This window comes from Gilliamella sp. N-G2 (assembly GCF_002142215.1).
GTDB lineage: Bacteria > Pseudomonadota > Gammaproteobacteria > Enterobacterales > Orbaceae > Gilliamella.
Genome location: NZ_NAST01000010.1, coordinates 69,055 through 92,081, shown reverse-complemented (window position 1 = coordinate 92,081; position 23,027 = coordinate 69,055). Strand labels below are relative to the sequence as shown.

At 33.0% G+C, this 23,027-nt stretch carries 17 protein-coding genes; 16 read left to right on the top strand and 1 reads right to left on the bottom strand.

What is annotated here, in order from left to right; translation table 11 throughout:
* Positions 1-268 precede the first annotated feature (268 nt).
* The 16 genes from B6C99_RS06490 (at position 269) to B6C99_RS06415 (ending at position 20,790) form a co-directional block, all read left to right on the top strand.
* Positions 269-2,944 (top strand): inverse autotransporter beta domain-containing protein, encoded by a 2,676-nt coding sequence (locus tag B6C99_RS06490; RefSeq protein WP_086359099.1) that lies wholly within the window; start codon positions 269-271, stop codon positions 2,942-2,944.
* Positions 2,945-3,068: 124 nt separating this feature from the next.
* Entirely contained in the window at positions 3,069-4,235 is a 1,167-nt protein-coding gene (locus tag B6C99_RS06485) for a hypothetical protein (RefSeq protein ID WP_086359098.1), read from the top strand.
* Positions 4,236-4,432: 197 nt separating this feature from the next.
* The gene (locus B6C99_RS06480) at positions 4,433-4,639 is read left to right on the top strand and encodes a YheU family protein (RefSeq protein WP_086359097.1); all 207 of its coding nucleotides are present in this window, start codon (positions 4,433-4,435) and stop codon (positions 4,637-4,639) included.
* Positions 4,640-4,725: 86 nt separating this feature from the next.
* Positions 4,726-5,355 carry a cAMP-activated global transcriptional regulator CRP gene (gene crp / locus B6C99_RS06475; RefSeq protein ID WP_371265827.1) on the top strand — a complete coding sequence of 210 codons (630 nt, stop codon included), beginning with the start codon at positions 4,726-4,728 and terminating at the stop codon, positions 5,353-5,355.
* 46 nt (positions 5,356-5,401) lie between these two features.
* A complete protein-coding gene (locus B6C99_RS06470) occupies positions 5,402-6,133 on the top strand; it encodes an isoprenyl transferase (RefSeq protein ID WP_086359096.1) in 732 nt (243 codons plus the stop codon).
* Positions 6,127-6,969: a phosphatidate cytidylyltransferase gene (locus B6C99_RS06465; RefSeq protein WP_086359095.1), complete on the top strand. Its 843-nt coding sequence runs from the start codon at positions 6,127-6,129 to the stop codon at positions 6,967-6,969. The genes B6C99_RS06470 and B6C99_RS06465 overlap by 7 nt, the downstream gene beginning before the upstream one ends.
* A 13-nt stretch (positions 6,970-6,982) precedes the next feature.
* Positions 6,983-8,305, top strand: coding sequence for an RIP metalloprotease RseP (rseP, locus tag B6C99_RS06460; RefSeq protein WP_158092451.1), 1,323 nt, complete (start codon positions 6,983-6,985; stop codon positions 8,303-8,305).
* A gap of 25 nt (positions 8,306-8,330) precedes the next feature.
* A complete protein-coding gene (bamA, locus tag B6C99_RS06455; protein ID WP_086359093.1) occupies positions 8,331-10,754 on the top strand; it encodes an outer membrane protein assembly factor BamA in 2,424 nt (807 codons plus the stop codon).
* Positions 10,755-10,795: 41 nt separating this feature from the next.
* A complete protein-coding gene (locus B6C99_RS06450; protein ID WP_158092450.1) occupies positions 10,796-11,284 on the top strand; it encodes an OmpH family outer membrane protein in 489 nt (162 codons plus the stop codon).
* Positions 11,284-12,312: a UDP-3-O-(3-hydroxymyristoyl)glucosamine N-acyltransferase gene (gene lpxD / locus B6C99_RS06445; protein WP_086359091.1), complete on the top strand. Its 1,029-nt coding sequence runs from the start codon at positions 11,284-11,286 to the stop codon at positions 12,310-12,312. The genes B6C99_RS06450 and lpxD overlap by 1 nt, the downstream gene beginning before the upstream one ends.
* Before the next feature lie 108 nt (positions 12,313-12,420).
* Positions 12,421-13,722 carry a trigger factor gene (tig, locus tag B6C99_RS06440; RefSeq protein WP_086359090.1) on the top strand — a complete coding sequence of 434 codons (1,302 nt, stop codon included), beginning with the start codon at positions 12,421-12,423 and terminating at the stop codon, positions 13,720-13,722.
* A 92-nt stretch (positions 13,723-13,814) separates the two neighbouring features.
* Positions 13,815-14,417 carry an ATP-dependent Clp endopeptidase proteolytic subunit ClpP gene (clpP, locus tag B6C99_RS06435; protein ID WP_294882269.1) on the top strand — a complete coding sequence of 201 codons (603 nt, stop codon included), beginning with the start codon at positions 13,815-13,817 and terminating at the stop codon, positions 14,415-14,417.
* 20 nt (positions 14,418-14,437) lie between these two features.
* Positions 14,438-15,703 (top strand): ATP-dependent protease ATP-binding subunit ClpX, encoded by a 1,266-nt coding sequence (gene clpX, locus B6C99_RS06430; RefSeq protein ID WP_173795334.1) that lies wholly within the window; start codon positions 14,438-14,440, stop codon positions 15,701-15,703.
* 180 nt (positions 15,704-15,883) lie between these two features.
* Entirely contained in the window at positions 15,884-18,319 is a 2,436-nt protein-coding gene (lon, locus tag B6C99_RS06425; protein ID WP_086359088.1) for an endopeptidase La, read from the top strand.
* Between the two features lie 129 nt (positions 18,320-18,448).
* Entirely contained in the window at positions 18,449-20,332 is a 1,884-nt protein-coding gene (locus B6C99_RS06420) for a SurA N-terminal domain-containing protein (protein WP_086359087.1), read from the top strand.
* A 152-nt stretch (positions 20,333-20,484) separates the two neighbouring features.
* Positions 20,485-20,790, top strand: coding sequence for a helix-hairpin-helix domain-containing protein (locus B6C99_RS06415; RefSeq protein WP_086359086.1), 306 nt, complete (start codon positions 20,485-20,487; stop codon positions 20,788-20,790).
* Between the two features lie 40 nt (positions 20,791-20,830).
* Here B6C99_RS06415 and priA read toward each other — a convergent pair whose 3' ends face one another.
* Positions 20,831-22,999 (bottom strand): primosomal protein N', encoded by a 2,169-nt coding sequence (gene priA / locus B6C99_RS06410; protein WP_086359085.1) that lies wholly within the window; start codon positions 22,997-22,999, stop codon positions 20,831-20,833.
* Between the last annotated feature and the right edge of the window lie 28 nt (positions 23,000-23,027).

Here is a 23,027-nt window from a genome sequence, read left to right as displayed (position 1 = left end):
TATAATGATAAATAACAAAAAAAAATATCTTTACAAAGAAAAGTCAAAAAAAATAATAAAATATTTTGATAAATGACTTTTTTGTAATATGATCCTATTAAATTTTCTTTTTTGTAAAGAAGTTTTAATATAATAAAAAAGTGATTTAAAAACATAGAAATTAATTAAAAAATTGATGAATAATCACAACCAATAATGACAAAGTTGTAATAATTAAACTTATAATATCATTATTAAATTTGTCTAGGGAATATAAGGAATAATTAAGATGAGAAATGGTCTTAATTTAAAAATTATCTCAGCTTTCGTAATCGCAATTTTAGGATTGCATAGTGCTTATGCTAGTGATCCGGATGCATCTTCGAATGCTATCGATAGCAATAAAATAATAGAATTAAAAAATGGTACTAAAGCTCGAGAAATGATTAACAATCAGCAGCGTAGTCTTTACCAAATTGCTTTGTTGAGTAGTATTTCTATTTCTGAATTACGTGCGATGAATGCTGGTCGTCTTGATAAAAAAGATGTTGTAGACGTTGGTGAGCGTTTAGTTTTACCTGAAAATTCTCCTTTATTACCTGCTATTAAGATTGATAATGATAAACAAGATAAACATGCTAATTTACCTAAACTAAGTTCTGATAATAATTATAACGTACAACAAGATAAAGATGCTTTAGCTACTCAAGTTGCTTCAACATTACAAACACTCTCTACTCAAGATTGGAAAAAGATAACTTCTTCAGACAATGGTGGTATATCAGGCCATTTAAAGGATAAGGGTAAAGACTATGCTGAAAGTTATGTACGAAATGGTGTTAAATCTCAAGTGGTTGATCCAGTTCGTAATGCTGCACAAGATTTTTTAGGGCGTTTCGGTACGGCACAATTACAGTTTGACTTAAGTGATAAAGGTCAATTTAACAACGTAAATTTAAAATTATTTAGTCCTTGGATTGACACCGAGGATATGTTGATATTTAGCCAAATTTCATTCCAAGAATATGAACATAATCGTCGCATAGGTAATATTGGTATTGGTCAACGTTGGGATATTGCTGATAAGAAATGGTTACTTGGATATAATGTGTTCTTCGATCATGACTTTCAACGTGCACATAATCGATTAGGTATTGGTGCAGAGGCATGGAGCGATTACATGAAATTTGCAGCTAACTATTATCATCCTTTATCGGACTGGAAAGATTCAAGAGATTTTGATGATTACTTAGAAAGGGCTGCTAAAGGTTTTGATATACGTTTTCAGGGCTATTTACCGCAATATCCTCATCTAGGCGCATCATTGATGTATGAACAATATTTTGGTGATAAAGTTGCATTATTTGGTAAAGATAACTTACAAAAAGATCCTAGAGCTGTAACTGTTGGCTTTGATTACACTCCAGTTCCTTTATTTACAATTAAAGCTCAACATAAACGAGGACAAGATAACAAGAAAGCAACAACTGCAGAATTAACTATGAATTACCGTATCGGTACTCCTTTAAAAGACCAACTAGATCCAGATATGGTACAGACAGCACGTTCATTAAAAGGCAGTCGCTATGATTTAGTTGATCGTAATAACTATATAGTTCTTGAATATAAAGATAAACGAATGACTGTCGATTTAGGCTTAGAATCAGTTAAATTGATAGAAGGCTCAATATCTAATATTACTATAGGACTTCACAATGCCAAAGGAGTGGCTAATTTAGAATGGTCTGGTAATATGCAAGATATAGACAATGGAGGTGGTTTCTTATGCTCTACCATTGGTACATGTATATCTTCTTCATGGGCTAATCCCGCAAATGATATTAATAATTGGAAGATTGTCGCTCCTAGATACTTAGATGTAAATGGACAAAGACAACCTGTAAGTACTAATGGTGTTTATTCATTATCTGTGACTGTTACAGATAATAGCGGTAAATCCGCAACATCTAATTCTGTTTCGTTTGAAGTGTTACCAAACACGGAACTTCGTAAAGTTGGCGTTTGGGCTATTGATAAACTTGGTAAACACAGTGTTGAAGTTGAGGCTCCAGCTGATGGTCTAAGTGCAGTGACAGTATTAGCAACTTTAGTAATGCCAAAAGATGGAATAAGTAATAGAGGTTTAGCTGATGATTATGTAGGCTTTTCTGATGACAAACTAATGGATAGTATTGCTAGTACATTTGAATCATCGGTTACAAACATATGGACAGCAACTAGTAATGGTAAATCAGTGAATTTAATTGATGGAACATCTGGGAATATAAAAGCTTGCCCGTCACAAGATCCTTGTGTAATTGTTAAATCATTTGAAAAAGTAAAGAAGGGTCAGCAGTTATCTAGTAATGCGACAACGGCTGTTGGCACTGAAGTGATTGGTGATACTTACACTATTGATGTTGCTTCAAATATTACAGGTGTAGTGGATTTTTCTGCTAAATTAGAATCATATAATCAATCTTTTAACCGTGCAAAAGTTTATTTTAGTGGTGGCCAAGCGGGTAAAATTGAAGTTTATCGAAGTGATAATGTATTAGTGGCTAGTCAAAAAGGTTCTTATCTTGTATTTAGTCCAAATGGTCCGAACGAATGGAGAGTGGGTGAGGAATATTTTGTCAGAGCTTATACACTAGATGGAAACGAAATCCCTGACCCATTCGTTGTATGGTCTCTAGTTGGTTCTAATAATTTGGCTTGCCCTGATTCAGAGACGGTCTTACCTAGCTTCCAAGATGCTCCTGATGGACCATGGTTTAACGTAAGTATGGGGGAAAATGCACATTATAAGATTAGAGCAATTAGTACAGATAGTTATGCATATTTAGGTACAAGTATAGATAAGGATGAAAAAGCGCCTTCATATGTAAGATGGGAACCAATAACTGCCTCACCAAAAGCATGTGCAGGGGATCAAGGCTTTAAACTACAAGTTATTGTTAATTAAAAATTGAAAGGTTTTGATTATTTAGGATGATTTATCTTAAATAATCATGTGGGAACACCAACAAAAGTGGTGTATTTATATAAATACAACATATTAATTTATTAAAGAAAATAGGAAGTTAAACATGAAAAATTTAACAGTAAAAAAAATTGCAATAGGCTTATTTTTAGCCGGCTACGCTGCAAGTGGTGCTTATGCAGGATTAAATCCTACAACTACGGCGGAATCAATATTAGGTAATGCTCCTAGTATTTATTCAAGCGATAAAGATGATGCCGTAGAACATACTGTATCCCTTAAAATTACTGGTGATTCAGCTGCTAACTCAGTAGCTAAAGGTAAGGATAAAAAAGCTGTAGTTGGTGATTATGTTCATATTTCTTATGTGTTAAAAGATCTTGATGGCGATACGGATCCAGATAACGTAGTTGGAAAAACAGTAAGTGTTTGGGTTCAAAAATCTAGACCAAAAGCAGGAGAGAGTTGGAGTACAGTTGACTGGGAAAAAGTTGATGATGTTGTTATTACCACAGATAACACTGGTGAGAATGGACATTTCTACTTCAGAATTACACAATCAATGGCTGGTGCTGAAAGAGTAGGTATACAACTTCAAGAAAAAACTAAATTTGGTAATCCAAATGCAAACCAGTGGTTAAATATAGCTGATATTTGGAGTAATAAAAATCCAGGAACAGATGACAAAAAACCAGACAACCCTGGTGGTGGTGATGAAGGTCCTGGTAAGACAGATCCTGACAACCCAATAGGGCCGATTGAGTCTGATGCTACATCTATTGGTATTTTCAAAATGGATAGTGAAGGTAAGGTAGATTGGACTGTAAACTTAGCAGCACCTAAAACAACGGATGAACTAGCTAAGAAAACGCCTAAATATGGTGATAAGTTAACTGTAACCGTATGGGAGAAGAAAGATGAACATTCTACAGCAACAAGTCCTGATTGGAGTGCTGGCGATTTAGATAAAACTGATTCTCACGTATATACTTGGACGTTAGAGGGTACTGCTGTAACCAATGATGATGGCTCAAGTAGTAATGACCCGGCAACAGCGACCGACGTAGTTACGGTAGGTCTAGACAGCAGTGATGCTACTCATAAAACAATTTTCTTGGGTAGTAAAGATGCCGAAGTAAAACACAATAGTGTATATAGTGAGATGCATAAAGATCAAGGTGGGTTCAAAGCTGGTATCCAAGGCTTTAAACTTAAAGTTAGTGCTGATGTTGAACAAAGTAACAATAATAACAATAATAACAATAATAACTAATTTATCTTTAATTAGTAGATTAAAAAACCACTCAACAGAGTGGTTTTTTTATTAAATCAACAAATGTGAATTAATATATAGTAGCAAATTAAATTGAAAAAAAGTAAATAATTTTCAATCAAATAATATTTGGTATATTATTTATTATTGCTATTTAAGAGATAAGTAACAAATAAAATTGACTATAAAAAATAAAAATGATTATTCCTTGGCAAGCAATTGAACCACATACATTGAATAACCTGATCGAGTATTTCGTATTACGTGAAGGTACAGATTATGGAGAGGAAGAAAAGAGCCTTGAAGACAAAGTAAATGATGTAAAACTTCATTTAATTAATGGTTCCGCTGCGATTTTTTGGTCTGAAATCCATCAAACAATTGATATCAAATATACTAAATAATGATTAAAATCGTTTTAGTGAGTATATGATTTATTGTGTAACTTTGTTATAGTGTTATTGAAGTTAATTCAATGGAGAGGAAAATAATGATTAGTAAGCAGCAATCAGATACAACATTAGAATGGTTTTTATCTCATTGCCATATTCATAAATATCCAGCTAAAAGTACCCTTATTCATCAAGGTGAAAAAGCTGAAACTCTCTATTATATTTTAAAAGGAACTGTTGCTGTACTCATCAAAGATGATGAAGGTAATGAGATGATTTTATCTTATTTAAATCAAAATCAATTTCTAGGTGAATTAGGTCTTTTCGAAGAGGGCACGGAGCGTAGTGCATGGGTAAAAGCAAAAACAAGTTGTGAAGTGGCTGAAATCTCCTATAAAAAATTTAAACAACTTGTTCAAGTTAATCCAGATATCTTAATGCGACTTGCTAGCCAAATGGCAAGTAGATTACAAGTGACATCAGAAAAAGTAAGTAATTTAGCTTTTCTAGATGTTGCTGGGCGTATTGCGCAAACCTTATTGAACTTAACCAAACAGCCTGATGCAATGACACATCCAGATGGCATGCAAATTAAAATAACTCGTCAAGAAATCGGTCAAATTGTAGGTTGTTCACGTGAAACAGTTGGAAGAATTTTAAAAATGCTTGAGGACCAACATTTAATTTCAGCACATGGAAAAACAATTGTGGTTTATGGTACCCGTTGATTATCGAAATTATAATTAACATGATTGAGATATAACGAGATTTTAGATGATACAGCAAAAATACATTCCGAATCATGTGGCTATTATAATGGATGGTAATGGTCGCTGGGCTCAACAACGTAATCAATTAAGGACAATTGGTCATCGAGCTGGCTTGAAAGCAGTGCGAAAAATTGTCATACATGCAGCAAAGATAAATATAAAAGTTCTTACCTTATATGCTTTTAGTAGTGAAAATTGGAAGCGCCCATTGAATGAAGTTTCAGCTTTAATATCACTTTTTATTTATGCATTAAATCGAGAAATCAGAAGTTTGAATAAACATAATGTTCGCTTGAATATTATTGGTGATATATCAAAATTTAATAAAAATCTCCAAGAACTCATTATTAATGCTCAGTGTTTAACACAAAATAATACTGGTCTTATTCTTAATATTGCTGCTAACTATGGCGGTCGTTGGGATATAGTAGAATCAGCAAAAAAAATGACAACTAAAGTTTTAGAAGGAAAAATAAAACTTGAAGATATTAATGAAGACTATTTTGGTTCGATAATTTGCATGAGTGATTTACCGGAAGTTGAATTAATTATTCGAACAGGTGGGGAATTTCGGATTAGTAACTTTTTATTATGGCAAAGTGCCTATGCTGAATTATATTTTACCGATACACTTTGGCCTGATTTTAACCCAATATCTTTGGATGAAGCGATAAATACTTTTAACACTAGAGAACGACGTTTCGGTAGTGTACAAAATGAGGAACTTTCATGTTAATTTACCGTGTTTTAACTGCAATAATACTTATTCCACTGGTAATTATTGCACTATTTTTCGCACCATTATCGTTATTTTCCTATTTGATTATTGTTGTTTGTGGACTGGCTGCGTGGGAATGGACTAATTTTCTCGCTATGACTAAACCAGTAAATAAAATTATTTTTACATTTTCTGTTGTGATGTTATTAAGTTTTCTTTATCTAATTCCAAATACAGAATTAATAAAATATACATTATTCAATTATATAATTTGTTTATCGATAATTTGGTGGTTAGTTGCATTTTTAATGGTTATTGGTTATCCAAATTCAGCAAAATACTGGTCTAATTCATTGCTTATTAAATTACTATTTGCTTTTTTTACACTGGTCCCATTCTTTGTAGGTATGATTGAGCTGCGATCAATTAATTACACATTTAATGCTTATACAGGTGCTGTTTGGTTGCTATATGTATTTGTGTTAGTATGGGCCACCGATACCGGTGCATATTTCGTTGGTAGAGCGTTAGGTAAACGAAAATTAGCAGCAAAAGTATCACCTGGTAAAACGATAGAAGGCTTTTTAGGTGGAGTTGGATCTGCTATTTTAATTAGTATATCTGTTTATTTAACTGGTTATTTTCAATTGAGTTTCATTACCTTTATATTGAGTTCGTTATTGGCTATTTTGGTTTCAGTATTGGGTGATTTGACTGAAAGTATGTTTAAAAGAGAAGCTGGTATTAAAGATAGTGGTAATCTAATACCTGGGCATGGTGGCATTTTAGATCGGATTGATAGTTTAACTGCGGCAGTTCCAATGTTTGCGGCACTATCTTTGTATTTACTTTAAAAGGTTATTGATTTTGCTCTGGTCACTGTTGTTATTTATTATTACTATCAGTATATTAGTCACTGTACATGAGTTTGGGCATTTTTATGTGGCTAGGTTATGTAAGGTTCAGGTGGAATGTTTTTCGATTGGTTTTGGTAAAAAAATATGGGCGCGTAAGTTTTCAAGTGGAACTGAATTAGTTATTGCTATGATTCCACTAGGTGGCTATGTTAGAATGCTTGATAGTCGAGCTAGTGAATTAGGGCCTAATTTTGAAAAATTTGCTTATGACAAAAAGAAATTGTGGCAAAGAGCAGCAATTATATTTGCTGGTCCATTTGCCAATTTTGTTTTAGCAGTGCTTATCTATTGGATTATCTTTTTGATGGGAGTAGTAGAGTACCCTGTTAAAGTCAAAAATGTTATACCTTTAACCCCGGCTGCAACCTTGAATATTCCAGCTGATTCAGAGTTAAAAATGATAGATAATGCAAAAATTGATAGTTGGAATGATGTGAATATTGCATTAATTACTGCGTTAGGCAACCAAAATGTTAATGTTAAATATATAAATAGTTCTAATGGTGATAGTAACCAAAAAGAAATCAGTAAAAATGTTGATATTAGAGATTGGTATTTTGATATTGAAAAAGATTCTGCTATAACAGCTTTTGGTTTTATACCTAAACAGTTGGAAATTTATCCAATTGTGAGTAAAATTGTGACAGATTCAGCAGCTGAACAAGCAGGGTTGCAAATTGGTGATAAAATTATAAGTTATAATGATCACTTATATACAAATTGGAATGATTTTGCTGATATAATAAAAATTGCTGAAATTATCACTTTGAAAGTGGATCGTAATGGTAAAATTATAAATTTAATTCTGGTACCAACAAAAAATAAAAATGGAGAGGGTGTTGCAGGATTTTATCCGACATCTGATTCAATAGTTAAACAGTATAGTTTTTTTGATGGATTTGAAAAAGCGGTCGAGCAAACTATTGTAACAACAAAGTTGACTGTTCGATCTCTTTATCAATTAGTAACAGGTGTTATTGGCCTTAAACATTTATCAGGACCAATAACAATAGCAAAAAGCGCAGGGCAAACAGCAAGTTATGGTTTTATTCCTTACTTATATTTTCTAGCTTTTATTAGTATAAGTTTAGGTGTAATCAATCTTGTTCCATTACCAATGTTAGATGGTGGGCAGCTGTTTTTTTTATTATTTGAAAAAATAAAAGGAAATGCCTTATCAAATAAAGCACAAGAGCGTTTTTTTCGTATTGGATTTGTTTTATTAATGGTAATAATGGGAATTGCACTATTTAATGATATTTTACGATTGTAATGGGATGAGGTTATAAATATATACGATGAAAATAAATAATTTACTTATAGCATCTTTGCTGTTTAGCACTACAGCAGTATATAGTTCCAATGCATTTTGTGTTGATGATTTTGTAGTTAAAGATATTAAGTTTGAAGGACTACAACGAGTAACTGTTGGTGCAGCTATGCTTGAAATGCCAATTCAAGTTGGTGACTATGTGAATGAAGCTGACTTAGGTCGTATTATTAAATCTCTTTACTCAAGTGGTAATTTCGATGATATTACTGTATCAAGAGATGGTGATAGACTAATAGTACACGTAACTGAACGCCCTACTATTGCGAGTATAACTTTTTCCGGCAATAAATCTGTTAAAGATGATATGCTGAAGAAAAATTTAGATAGCACGGGCATTAGGGAAGGTGATGCGTTAGATCGAACAATGCTTTCAGGTATTGAAAAAGGTTTAGAAGATTTTTATTACAGTGTTGGTAAGTACAACGCTCAAATTAAAGCGGTGGTTACACCATTATCTCGAAATCGTGTTGATCTAAAATTAGTTATTGCTGAAGGTAAATCGGCATTAATTGATCAAATCAATATTGTTGGTGCCAAAGCTTTTTCATCTGAAGAACTTATTTCTCGTTTTACATTACGTGATGAAGTGCCTTGGTGGAATATGCTTGGTGACCGTAAATATCAAAAACAAAAATTAGCATCCGACTTAGATGAATTGCAAAGTTTTTACTTAAATCGAGGTTATGCGCGTTTTAATATCGAATCTACACAAGTTAGTTTAACACCAGATAAAAAAGGTATTTATGTAACTATTAATATTCATGAAGGCGAACAGTATAAATTATCCGAACTAGATTATAAAGGTAACTTTGCTGGGCACAAAGAGGAAATAGCCAAAATAGCCAAAGAAAAACTGACTGTAGGTGATCTTTATAATGGTAAAAAAATTACAGACATTGAAGACAAAGTAAAACGTTTATTGGCTAATTTTGGATACGCTTATCCTCAAGTATCTATTCAACCTGAAATCGATGATACATCGCATACAGTTAAGCTAATTGTGTTAGTTGATGTTGGTCAACGTTTTTATGTTCGTAATATTAAGATTGTCGGAAATACAATTACTAGTGAAAGTGTCGTTCGTCGTGAACTTCGTCAAATGGAAGGTTCATGGTTAAGTAATGGCTTGGTTGAACTTGGAAAAGATCGTTTAAATCGACTTGGATTTTTTGATAATGTTGAAGCAAATACTGAACGCGTTCCAGGTGTAGACGATCAGGTAGATATCATCTATAAAGTTTCCGAACGAAATACAGGTAGTATTAAATTTGGTGTTGGTGTTGGCTCTGATAGTGGTGTTAGTTTTAATGCTGGTATTTCACAAGATAACTGGTTAGGTACTGGTAATAGTGTTTCTTTTGATATTAATACTACTAGCAATGACAAAACAGCATCAATATCGATTGTTGACCCATATTTTACGGTTGATGGTGTCAGTTTAGGCGGTAGTGTTTATTATAATACTTATAAAACTGATAGCGATGATGATGAGTCAGAATATTCAAGTAAAACTTGGGGCGCTACAGCAAATTTAGGTTTTCCAATAAGTGAAAATAATTTTGTTCGTTTTGGAACAGAATATGCTAATCATAAATTAACCGATATGAAGGCTCAATATAATATGTGGCGCTATTTTGAATCAATGGGTGAAAATATGAAAAATAAAGATAATTCATACTCATATGATACAAATGATTTATTATTAAGCGCATATTGGACATATAATTCTTTAGATCGAGGTTATTTTCCTACAGATGGGTTAAAGATTACAGCTAATTTAAAAGCTACTGCGCCAGTTTTTGATAATAGATTCTACAAAATGGTGAGTGATGCTTCATATTATTATCCGATTGATTTTGATCATAAATGGGTATTTTTAGCTCGTGGCCGATTAGGCTATGGTGGTGGATTTGGTGGTAAAGAGTTACCATTTTATGAAAACTTCTATGCAGGAGGTTCAACCGTTTTACGTGGTTTTAAGTCGAATACTGTTGGACCTAAAGCGGTATATTTTAACAAAAATGGTTGTCGAACTCTAAATGATACATCGGGATGTGAAAAATCTAAAGATGCTATCGGGGGGAATGCTCTAGCATTTGCCAGCACAGAATTGGTTGTCCCTACTCCATTTGCCAGTGAAAAATATGCCGATAGTATTAGAACATCAGTATTTTTTGATGCCGGTACTGTTTGGGATACCGAATGGGATCTAAAAGGGAAAAATATTCCTGATTATAGTTCGCCATCGGATATTAGAATGTCAGCGGGTCTTGCTGTTCAATGGATGTCTCCATTAGGCCCATTGGTATTTTCTTACGCACAACCACTTAAGAAATATAATGGTGATTCAGCACAACAATTTCAATTTAATATAGGTTCAACATGGTAATACCAAGTTGTGAATAAGTAATATAAATATAGGTGATAAAAGTGAAAAAGATTATATCTGTTCTTGGAATTAGTTTTGCATTATTTTTTGCTGGCATTGCAAATGCAGAAGTTAAAATTGGTGTGATTGATGTTATGTCAGTATTACAAAGAATGCCTCAAAGAGAGACAGTTGGTAAAGCTTTAGATAAAGAGTTTGAGGCGAGAGCCAAATCCTTACAAGAGGAAGAGAAGAAAGCTAATGATGCGGCAGCACGTTTAAAGAAAGATGGTTTAACTTTATCGTCTTCTGAAAAAACAAAATTAAATAAAATAATTTCTGATTTTGAAAATAAAGCTAAAGCATTTTCTAATGATTATCGTAAAAGAGAAACAGAAGAAGCGAGTAAACTATTAACTGAAATCCAAGAAGTAGTTAAAAAAATTGTTGAAGAAGAAAAATATGATTTGATATTAAAGGCTGAAGCTACACTATCTGCTTCAAATGCTGTTGATATTACAGATAAAGTTTTGGAAAAGGTTAAAAAATAATGTTTGCTTTTCGTTTAAAGCAATTGGCTGAACAATTAGGTGCTACTTTATACGGTGATGGTGAATTAATCATAACAGGGGTAGCATCTATGAAAAGCGCTAAGCAAGGTCAAATCACCTTTTTGTCTGATAAGAAATTCGAAAATAATTTATCAACCTGTGGTGCAACAGCAGTTGTCATTACAGAAGATAGTCTTAAATATTGGAATGGAGCTGCTTTAGTCGCAAAAGATCCTTATTTATGTTATGCAAAATTAGCCCAAATTTTAGATACTACTCCTTTACCTGCTGAAGATATAGCCGATTCAGCAATTATCGCTACAACTGCACAACTAGGTAAAAATGTTTCTATAGGTCCCAATGCTGTTATAGAAAGTGGTGCAATTCTTGGTGATAATTGTTGTATTGGTGCTGGTTGTTTTATTGGTAAGGATACAGTTATTGGAGCAGGCACTAAACTATGGGCTAATATATCTATATATCATAACTGTGTTATTGGTGAAAATTGCTTAATCCAATCAGGAACTGTAATAGGCGCAGATGGATTTGGTTATGCTAATGATAAAGGTAAATGGATAAAAATACCTCAGTTAGGGCGAGTGGTAATTGGTAATAATGTTGAAATTGGTGCTTCAACAACAATCGATCGTGGCGCTTTAGATGATACTGTCATCGGTAATGGTGTTATTATTGATAATCAATGTCAAATTGCGCATAATGATGTTATCGGTGATCATACAGCAGTCGCTGGTGGAGTTATTATGGCTGGTAGTTTAAAGATTGGACGCCATTGCCTAATCGGTGGAGCTAGCGTCATTAATGGACATATGGAAATTTGCGATCAAGTTACAGTGACAGGAATGGGAATGGTTATGCGCCCAATTACTGAACCAGGTGTATATTCATCGGGAATCCCATTACAACAAAATAAAGTATGGCGTAAAACAGCTTCATTAGTATTACATATTGATGAAATGAATAAGCGTTTGAAAGCACTTGAGAAGAAGCAGTTAAATATCTCGACGTAGCCGATTACGGTCGGTATAATGCTTTCCTATTTTGTAAAATTAATTAGCTCAATTATTGTTTATAATATGATTATGAGCGAGTATATTTAATAATTTCGAGGTATAAAGATGCAAGTTTCGGTAGAAACAACACAAGGTTTAGGTCGTCGTTTATCAATTACAATTAAATCAGAAGATATCACTAAAGCGGTTAATAAAGAACTTTTAAATACTGCTAAAAAAGTTCGTATCGATGGTTTTCGTAAAGGCAAGGTTCCTTTAAAAATTGTTGAGCAACGCTATGGTGCTTCTATTTTACAAGATGCTTTAAGCGATTTAATGCAACGTAATTTTATCGATGCTATCATTCAAGAAAAATTAAACCCAGCTGGTGCACCAGTATATACTCCAACAGAATATAAAAATGGTGAAGATTATACTTTTACCGTTGAGTTTGAAGTTTATCCGGAAATCAAGATTAAAGATTTAGATAAAATCGAAGTTGAAAAACCTATTGCCGAAGTTGTTGATGCAGATGTTGACACAATGATTGAAACTTTGCGTAAACAACAAGGTTTTTGGAAAGTTGTTGAACAAGAAGCTAAAGAACAAAACCGTGTTACTCTCGATTTTTTAGGTAAAGTTGACGGTAATGAATTTGAAGGTGGTAAAGCTGATGATTTTGCTCTTGTTTTAGGACAAGGTCGTATGATTCCTGGTTTTGAAGATGCAATTATTGGTCATAAAGCGGGTGATCAATTTGATATCAATGTAACTTTCCCAGAAGATTATCCTGTTGAAAACTTAAAAGGTAAGCCTGCGGTATTTGCTGCTACACTTAAGAAAGTTGAAGGGCTTGAACTTCCAGAACTTACTGAAGATTTGGTTAAAAGATTTGGTATTGCTGATGGAACTATTGAAAGTTTACGTGCAGAAGTACGCAAAAATATGTTACGTGAACTTAATGCTACAATTCGTAATAAAATTAAATCACAAGCTATTGATCATTTAGTTAAAAATAACGATACAGAAGTTCCTGCCGCTTTAGTTGATCGTGAAGTTGATGTGTTACGACAACAAGCAATTACTCGTTTTGGTGGTAATTCTAAACAAGCAATGGATCTTCCTAAAGAGTTATTTGAAGCAGAAGCTAAACGTCGCGTATTAGTTGGATTACTATTTAGTGAAATTATTGAAAGCAATAAATTACAAGCTGATGATGCTAAAGTTCAATCGTTGATTGATGAAATTGCAACAGCTTATGAAGATCCAAAAGAGGTAGTAGATTATTACCGTAAAGATAAGAAAGCAATGGATAATATCCGTTCAGTTGCACTAGAAGATCAAGTAGTTGATTTATTATTAGCTAGTGCTAAAGTAACAGAGAAAACCTATTCGTTTTCTGAATTAATGAATCAGCAAGTTGCATAAGCAGTTTGTTATTTTATTTAATTAAAAAAATTTTTATAAAGCCCAAATAAGGATTAACTGTTTGGGCTATTTTGTTTAATTAGGAGATGAAAATGCCTTTAGAACCATGCATGAGTGTGATTCCAATGGTTGTTGAGCAAAGCTCTCGAGGAGAAAGGGCTTATGACATTTACTCACGACTATTAAAAGAAAGAATTATATTTTTGACTGGACAAGTCGAAGATAATATGGCGAATCTAATAATAGCTCAGATGCTTTTTCTTGAAGCAGAAAATCCTGAAAAAGATATTCATTTATATATTAACTCTCCTGGTGGAGTTGTAACCGCTGGTATGGCTATATATGACACGATGCAGTTTATTAAACCGGATGTTAGTACTATTTGTTTAGGACAAGCATGTTCAATGGGCTCTCTACTTTTGACAGCAGGAACTAAAGGTAAACGTTACTGTCTACCGAATGCTCGTGTTATGATTCATCAACCTTTGGGTGGTTTTCAAGGCCAAGCATCCGATATTCAAATTCATGCTCAAGAAATTTTGCAAGTTAAAAGTCGATTAAATAATATCTTGTCAATGCATACAGGGCAGGATATAAGTGTGATTGAAAAAGATACAGATCGAGATAATTTCATGTCAGCTGAAAGAGCGGTTGAATATGGATTAGTTGATGCCATATACAATAAGCGTTCTTAAATATTAAATAGGTGGTAAAAGTGGATAAAGAAAACTTAGAAAAATTACTCTATTGTACTTTTTGTGGCAAAAGTGAGCATGAAGTCCGTAAACTAATTGCTGGGCCATCATCTATTTATATTTGTAATGAATGTATTGGTTTGTGTAATGATATTTTAAAAGAAGAGAGTAAAAATTTTCTATCTCATGAAGAATTCATAAGTAAACCATTGCCAACTCCTCATGAAATTCGAACCCATCTTGATGAATATGTTATTGGTCAAGAGCGTGCTAAAAAGGTGTTATCCGTTGCTGTTTACAATCATTATAAACGGTTACGTAGCTATTCTAATCGAAGTGATGTTGAATTAGGCAAAAGTAATATTTTGTTAATTGGTCCGACAGGTAGTGGGAAGACATTATTAGCTGAGACGTTAGCTCGTTTTTTGGATGTTCCTTTTGCCATGGCTGATGCTACGACATTGACAGAAGCAGGATATGTAGGAGAGGATGTTGAAAATATTATACAAAAATTATTGCAAAGTTGTGATTATGATGTAGAAAAAGCGCAACGTGGAATAATTTATGTCGATGAAATAGATAAGATTTCAAGAAAATCAGATAATCCTTCTATCACTCGAGATGTTTCAGGCGAAGGTGTTCAGCAAGCCTTATTAAAAATTATCGAAGGTACTATTGCTTCTGTTCCCCCTAAAGGTGGACGAAAACATCCTCAACAAGAATTTTTACAAGTTGATACCTCGAAGATTCTTTTTATTTGTGGTGGTGCGTTTAGTGGCTTAGATAAAGTTATTGAAAATCGAGTTTCTACTAATACAGGTATTGGTTTTGGTGCAGATGTAAAAAGTAGCAAAAATAAAGCAACAGAGTCTGAATTACTAGATCAGATTGAGGCAGAAGATTTGGTCAAATTCGGTTTAATTCCAGAATTCATTGGTAGACTACCTGTCATTGGTACTTTATCAGAACTAGATAAAGATGCTTTAGTCAATATATTGACAGAACCTAAAAATGCCTTAACTAAACAGTTTAATGCATTATTGGAATTAGATGGTGTAGAACTAGAATTCACGAAAGAGGCTTTAGAGGCAATTGCCATAAAAGCTATGAAACGTAAAACAGGTGCTAGAGGATTACGTTCAATAGTAGAAAGTATATTGTTAGATACAATGTATGATTTACCATCAATGGATAATGTAAAAAAAGTACTTGTTGATAAAGAAACTGTCGAACAGTTGCAATCACCTAAATTAATTTATAGTCGAAATGCAGAATTGTCAGCTTAATAGGTAAACTAATATGTCTTTATAAATAGACAAATCGCAGTTAATATTCAGCTCGTTAAGATACGGATGTGCTTTGAAAGAGCACTTACTGTATTAAAACATCAAAGGATAAGCTTGAATATCTTAAAATGGCCCCAATATAAGACAGATAAGTTTGTACTACCGAGAGAAGAGAATAAAATGAAGACAAAACAAACTAAACAAATGATTATGCCTATTTTACCATTACGTGATGTGGTTGTATTTCCTCATATGGTGATTCCTCTCTTTGTTGGTCGTAATAAATCAATCCGTTGTTTGGAAAGTGCAATGGAGATGGATAAGCAAGTTTTTCTTGTAACACAAAAATATCCTTCGCAAGATGAACCTAATGTTGATGATTTGTATGAAGTCGGGACTATAGCTAATATTTTACAATTACTTCAACTACCAGATGGAACAGTAAAAGTTCTAGTTGAAGGTGTTATGCGAGCTGAAGTAGGTGATATTCTTGAAAGAAAAGAAGATGATTTTTTAATTGCAAACATCAAACAATTACAAGAATCTAAAAAGGATGATAATATTAGTCAAGCAATGATTAGAGTTTTGTTATCTAACTTTGATGATTATGCCAAGCTTAATAAAAAAGTCACCCAAGAAGTAGTTGATTCAATTCATCTAATTAAAGAACCATCACAATTAGCAGATTCAATTGCTGCTACCTTATTTATAAAAGTTGAACAAAAACAAGAAATTTTAGGGACTGCTGATCTAGAAAAACGTTTTGAATTGCTTATTTCATTAATGGAATCTGAAATTGACTTGTTACAAGTTGAAAAAAGTATCCGTCAACGTGTTAAACAACAAATGGAAAAAGCGCAAAAAGAATATTATCTCAATGAGCAAATTAAAGCGATCCATAAAGAGTTAGGTGACATAGACAATAAGCCTGATGAATTTGAAGAGTTAAACTTAAAAATTACTAAGGCAAAAATGCCAAAAGAGGCAATGGAAAAAACACTATCAGAGCTTAATAAACTCAAAATGATGCCTGCTATGTCAGCGGAAGCAACTGTCGTTCGAGGATATATTGACTGGATGCTACAAGTTCCTTGGAATAAACGCAGTAAAGTAAAAAAAGATCTCCATAATGCTCAAAAAGTTTTAGATAAAGATCATTATGGGCTTAATCGGGTAAAAGACCGAATTTTAGAATACTTGGCTGTACAGGGGCGAGTTAATAAAGTTAAAGGTCCAATTTTATGTTTAGTGGGCCCTCCAGGAGTAGGTAAAACCTCTTTAGGTCAATCAATTGCCAAAGCTACTGGAAGACAATATGTTCGTATGGCTTTAGGTGGCGTTAGAGATGAAGCTGAAATACGAGGACATCGAAGAACTTACATTGGATCAATGCCGGGTAAATTAATTCAACGTATGGTTAAAGTTGGTGTTAAAAATCCACTATTTTTATTAGATGAAATTGATAAAATGGCTTCTGATATGCGTGGTGATCCTGCATCGGCATTACTGGAGGTTCTTGATCCTGAACAGAATAACGCATTTAGTGATCATTACTTAGAAGTTGATTATGATCTATCTGATGTAATGTTTGTTGCTACTGCTAATTCAATGAATATTCCTGCACCATTACTTGATAGAATGGAAGTGATCCGGCTTTCAGGTTATACCGAAGACGAAAAATTAAATATTGCTAAACAGCATTTAATCTCTAAACAGATCATTAATAATGGTTTAAAAGCAAATGAAATCGAGATTCATGAATCAGCTATCCTTGGCATCATTCGTTATTACACTCGTGAAGCAGGAGTACGAAGCTTAGAAAGAGAAATTGCTAAAATTTGCCGTAAAATTGTTAAACAGCTTGCTTTAAATAAACGTTTGCGTAAAGTAAGTGTAAGTCAAGATAATCTAAAAGATTATTTGGGTGTAAAACGTTTTGATTATGGTAAATCAGAGAGTGAAAATCGGATCGGTCAAGTTAATGGTCTGGCATGGACAGAAGTTGGTGGTGATCTACTGACTATTGAATCAATGAGTGTTGTTGGCAAAGGCAAATTGATTTACACTGGTTCGCTTGGTGATGTCATGCAAGAATCCATTCAAACCGCTCTTACAGTTGTTCGTTCACGTGCCGAAAAATTGGGCATTAATAACGATTTTTATGAAAAACGAGATATACATGTACATGTTCCTGATGGAGCCACACCAAAAGATGGTCCAAGTGCGGGGATTGCCATGTGCATTTCATTGGTATCGACATTAACTGGTAATCCTGTACGTTCTGATGTTGCGATGACAGGTGAAATCACTTTACGAGGCGAAGTATTACCAATAGGTGGGTTAAAAGAGAAATTATTGGCAGCTCATAGAGGTGGAATTAAAACTGCTATAATTCCTATTGATAATGTTAAAGATCTAGAAGAAATTCCTGATAATGTTAAATCTGAAATTGATATTAAACCTGTTAAATGGATTGATGATGTATTGACTATTGCATTGCAAAATAATCCATTTGGTATTGAGCCAATTAAGAAAAATGTAAAAATAAGGCAACCGGTTAAAAAAGGGCTTAAAAAAATTAAAAATGAAGTTAATGTTTCAGCTCGATTGAACTAAATTAGACAACTCAAAAAGCCAACCTTGTGTTGGTTTTTTTTTATCGACTTTCAATTAGATAATAGCCAATTTTAGCAAATATGCTATACTTGCGAAATTCAAATTTAGGTGTGTGGAGAATGGCAAGCTATGATGGAAACAATTAGAAAAGCAGCAAACAGTCTTGTTGTGAAAATAATCTTTGCAATTATTATTTTATGTTTTATTTTTACTGGTGTAGGTTTTTTAGGATTTGGTGGTAGCAGTAATACTTCCAATGATGAGAAATTGTATATCGCTAAAGTTGATGGTGAAGGTATTAGTCGTGCAGCTTTTGAAGCAAAAGTTCAGCATGAAACAACAAATTCGATTGGAGATCCATCTTTTACTAAAATGATTCGTCGAAATATTTTAGCTCAGCAGATTGATAATTATTTAGCGTATAAATTTTCGGACAATATTCATGCTACTATAAGTAACGAACTTGTAAAAAATTATATCAAACAACAAAAATCTTTTTTTACAAATGGCAAGTTTGATAACGATAAATATTTAAAACTATTAGCTGAAAATGGCTATACACCTGATAGCTATGCAGAAATAATAAGAACCGCTTTACAACAGCAACAAGTTATAGATGCATTAATCCAAACCAGTTTTGTATTACCCTCTGATTCCGAAATTGCATTACTAGAAAATCAGACTAGAGATATTTATGCTACTTTAATAGATTCTTCAATTGATGATATGAATGATATTAATATTACAGAAGAAGATGAGAAAAAGTATTATGATGAACATAAGAAAGAATTCTTTAGAAAAGAAAGAGTTAAGTTAAAATATATTTTTAATTCTAGAGATACTATTGCTGAATCTATTAAATCTATTAAGGTTAATGAAGATGAAATCAAGAAGGAATATGAAAAAAATATAACTAAATATTCTTACCCACCAAAAAAGGCTTTTAGTGTGATCTTTGTCGCAGATAAACCACAAGCTATTAAAATTATCAAAGAATTATCTTCTGGTATTAGTTTCAGTGATATAGCAAAAAATCTTAATTCAAGTACAGATATTTCTTTAAATAATTATGGTAATAATGGTTCATTAGGTTGGTTTGCTGATGATGATTCCTTACCTGATTTTTTAAAAAATGCTAAATTGAAAAAAGTTAACCAAATTTCTTCACCTATTCCAATCGATGGTGGATTTTTAATAGTTAAGTTAGATGATAAGCAACCTGCAAAAATTATGGATTATAATTATGTTAAAATTCAAATTGAAAATGAGTTGATTAAACAAAAAATACAAGAAGGTTTTAATGCAGTAGAGGAAAAAATTAAAATTGCATTAACTAAATCTCCTACTTCTGTTGATGAACTAGCGGAAAATACTGGTCTTGAGTTAAGAACAACTGATTGGACGACCTACAAAGACCCATATACAATTATGTATAATCCAGAAATCAGTGATCTAGTTTTTAGTGAGGAAATGATAGCTGATGGACAATTGACTCATAAAATATCAGAAATGATACCAATTGAGAGAAATTATGGTAGTTATGATTTTGTCATTCAAGTTATTGATTACCGTCCTGAAGGAATAGCTCCATTCGATGAAGTAAAAGAAACAATTAATAAGAAACTATCTAGGGATATAGCTGATAATCGTTTTAAAGCAACGATTGATAACTTATTAACTCAATTAAAAACTACTGATGATTCGGATAAAATAAATTTCAGTCAACGATACGAGTTAAAAAGAAATACTACTAACTTAGATAAAGAAGTTATTGATATGGTGTTCGATTTAGAACAACCTATAAAAGGAACAAGATCTACATCTTATGGTGCTAAATTTTTAGAAAACAATACTGCTTATATTGTTGCACTGACAAAAGTAAATACACCAACTGAATATAAAGATATTTCGTCAGAATTACTGCCATTAATTATTAATAACACTTATTATTATTTTAGTGATGATATCCGTTCTAAATCAAAAATTGAAATAATGCCAGATGCAAATATGTGATTGAGATCGAAATAAATTTATATTCGCTGTAATTAAAGTAAAGCCACTTAAGTGGCTTTTCGCATTTCTATTATAAGTAAAATTCATTTTATTAACGTAGTGAGATAGTTAACTTGCAAGTTTAGTTGCATAATTATTTTGGAGTTAATCAAATGAAAATTTTTACAATATTATGTTTTTTATTTTCAAGCTTCTTTTTTTCAACTTTCAGTTTTGCTGAATCAAAATCAGAAACCTCTACCATACAGATACAAAAACAAGTTGTTCAAGTTAATATCAATACCGCAACAGCTGAAGAGTTAGTTAAAGGCTTAATTGGTATTGGTATGAGTAAGGCTCAGAATATTATTGAATATCGAGAAAAATTCGGTCCTTTTATTTCTATAGATCAGTTAAAAGAAGTTTCAGGTATCGGTCAAGCAACACTGGATAAGAATATAGGAAGAATTACATTATAATTTTATTATCTTCCAACAGTTCACCTGTTGGAAGAGATCTTTAATTATCAATCGGATCAACATCAATACTCCATCTTACTTTTGATGCATCATTCCACTGCGTAATGGTCATAAGAAGATTATCTAATATTTGCTGTAATAATTGTCGGTTACTATGTTGCAAGAGTAGTTGCCAACGATTATAGCCCGCTTTTTTCGGCTGGCTTGCAGGCATAGGGCCAAGTTGCCATAAATTTTGATCATAATTTGCTTTTAACCAATCATGAATATGTTGTAAAAATTTTGGTGCTTGCTGGTTATTACGATCAGCAGCACGAATTAATACTTGATAGCTAAATGGAGGTAATAATGTTTGCTTGCGTTCTTGTAAGGTTTGTTTGGCAAATGCTTGATAACCTTCAGTTAGTAATATATTCAATAATGGGTGTTCTGGATGATAGGTTTGTAGAATAACTTCACCAGCTTTTGTTTCCCGACCTGCACGTCCTGACACCTGAGTATATATTTGAGCAAATCTTTCTGTGGCCCTAAAATCACTTGAAAATAGAGCTCCATCAACATCCACTATTCCAACTAATGTAACATCGGGAAAATGATGTCCTTTAGCCAGAATTTGCGTACCAACTAAAATATGAGCACCGCCTTTTTGGATGTCATGTAAATAAGTGTTTAATGCCTCTTTTTTGGTTATTGTATCGCGATCAATACGAGTGATTTTTATATTCGGAAATAATATATTGAGTTGTTTTTCTAGTTGTTCTGTTCCAAATCCAATAGGTAATAATTGTGTTGAACCACATTTAGGACATTGTTGGGGAATGTCTCTAGGTGTATCACAATAATGACAAATTAGTCTATTTTGTTTTTTATGAAAGGTATAAGGTCGATCACAACGTGGACACTCGGCAATCCAACCGCAATCATGACAAATGATTAATGGCGCAAATCCCCTACGATTAAGAAACAACATAACTTGATTATTATTATTTAAATGTTCTTTTATCTGGGCAATTAATGGCTGGGAAAGTCCAGAAGCCAGAACCATGCCACGAATATCTAAAATAGATTGTTTAGCTAATCTGGCATTGCCAGCCCGTTGTGTAAGCTCAATTTGCTGATACTTATGGCTTTGGGCATTATTAATGGTTTCAAGAGAAGGGGTCGCCGAACCTAAAACTATAGGTATATTTTCAATTTTAGCTCGGATAATTGCTAAATCTCTGGCATTGTAACGCCAGCCTTCTTGTTGTTTGTAGGAACTATCATGTTCTTCATCAATAATAATGATACCTAAATCTTGAAATGGAGTAAAAAGTGCTGATCGTGTACCTACGACGATAGCATTGTCACCAGTTTTACTTCTTAACCAAACTTCAAAACGTTCCTTATCAGTAAGGCCTGAATGTAAAATATCAGTTGGTGCATTAAAACGTTGTTTAAAACGTTTGATAGTTTGTGGAGTTAAACCAATTTCAGGTACTAATACTAAAGCTTGTTTCCCTTGCGCTAAAACATCAGAAATGATATTTAGATAAACTTCCGTTTTACCAGAACCTGTTATACCATCGAGCAAAAATACACCAAATTGTTTGTTTTGTTTATTAATAGTTGTGATTGCATTTAATTGTTCGTGATTTAATTGGAACGGTGTTTTGTTGGTTGAATAATTTGTATGCCAACAAATTTTATCAGGTTGACGATAAACAAGCTCAATAAGCTGTTTTTTCTGTAATTCTTGATAGATATTAGAACTAAATTCACTTTCATTCAAACAGTTGTTTCTGAGTGAAGATATTAATAATTTCTGTTTTGGTGTTCGTGATAGTAGGTTTAAATCAATTTGTTGCCCTTTCGGTGTTAATTGCCAATATTTTATGCCATCTTTGATGGCTGGGCGACCTTGCCTTAACAGGATCGGCATAGCATGAAATATTACTTCACCAATTGGGAAGTGATAATAACTGGTTGCCCAATTTAATAATTGCCAGACTGGTTGAGGAAAGAGGTTTTTTGTATCAATAATTTCTATAATAGGTTTTAAATTTTCGATATCAAAAGTTGTTTGCTGATCAATCTTAACGATGATTCCAATCATTTCTCGTTTACCAAATGGCACTTTAACCCGCATACCAATTCCAGCTGGCGTAGTAAGTGTATAATCAAACAGTTGATAGAGAGGTACTGGTAAGGCTACATGGGCAATCAGCATTAACAATCACTATTACAGTTATAAAAAT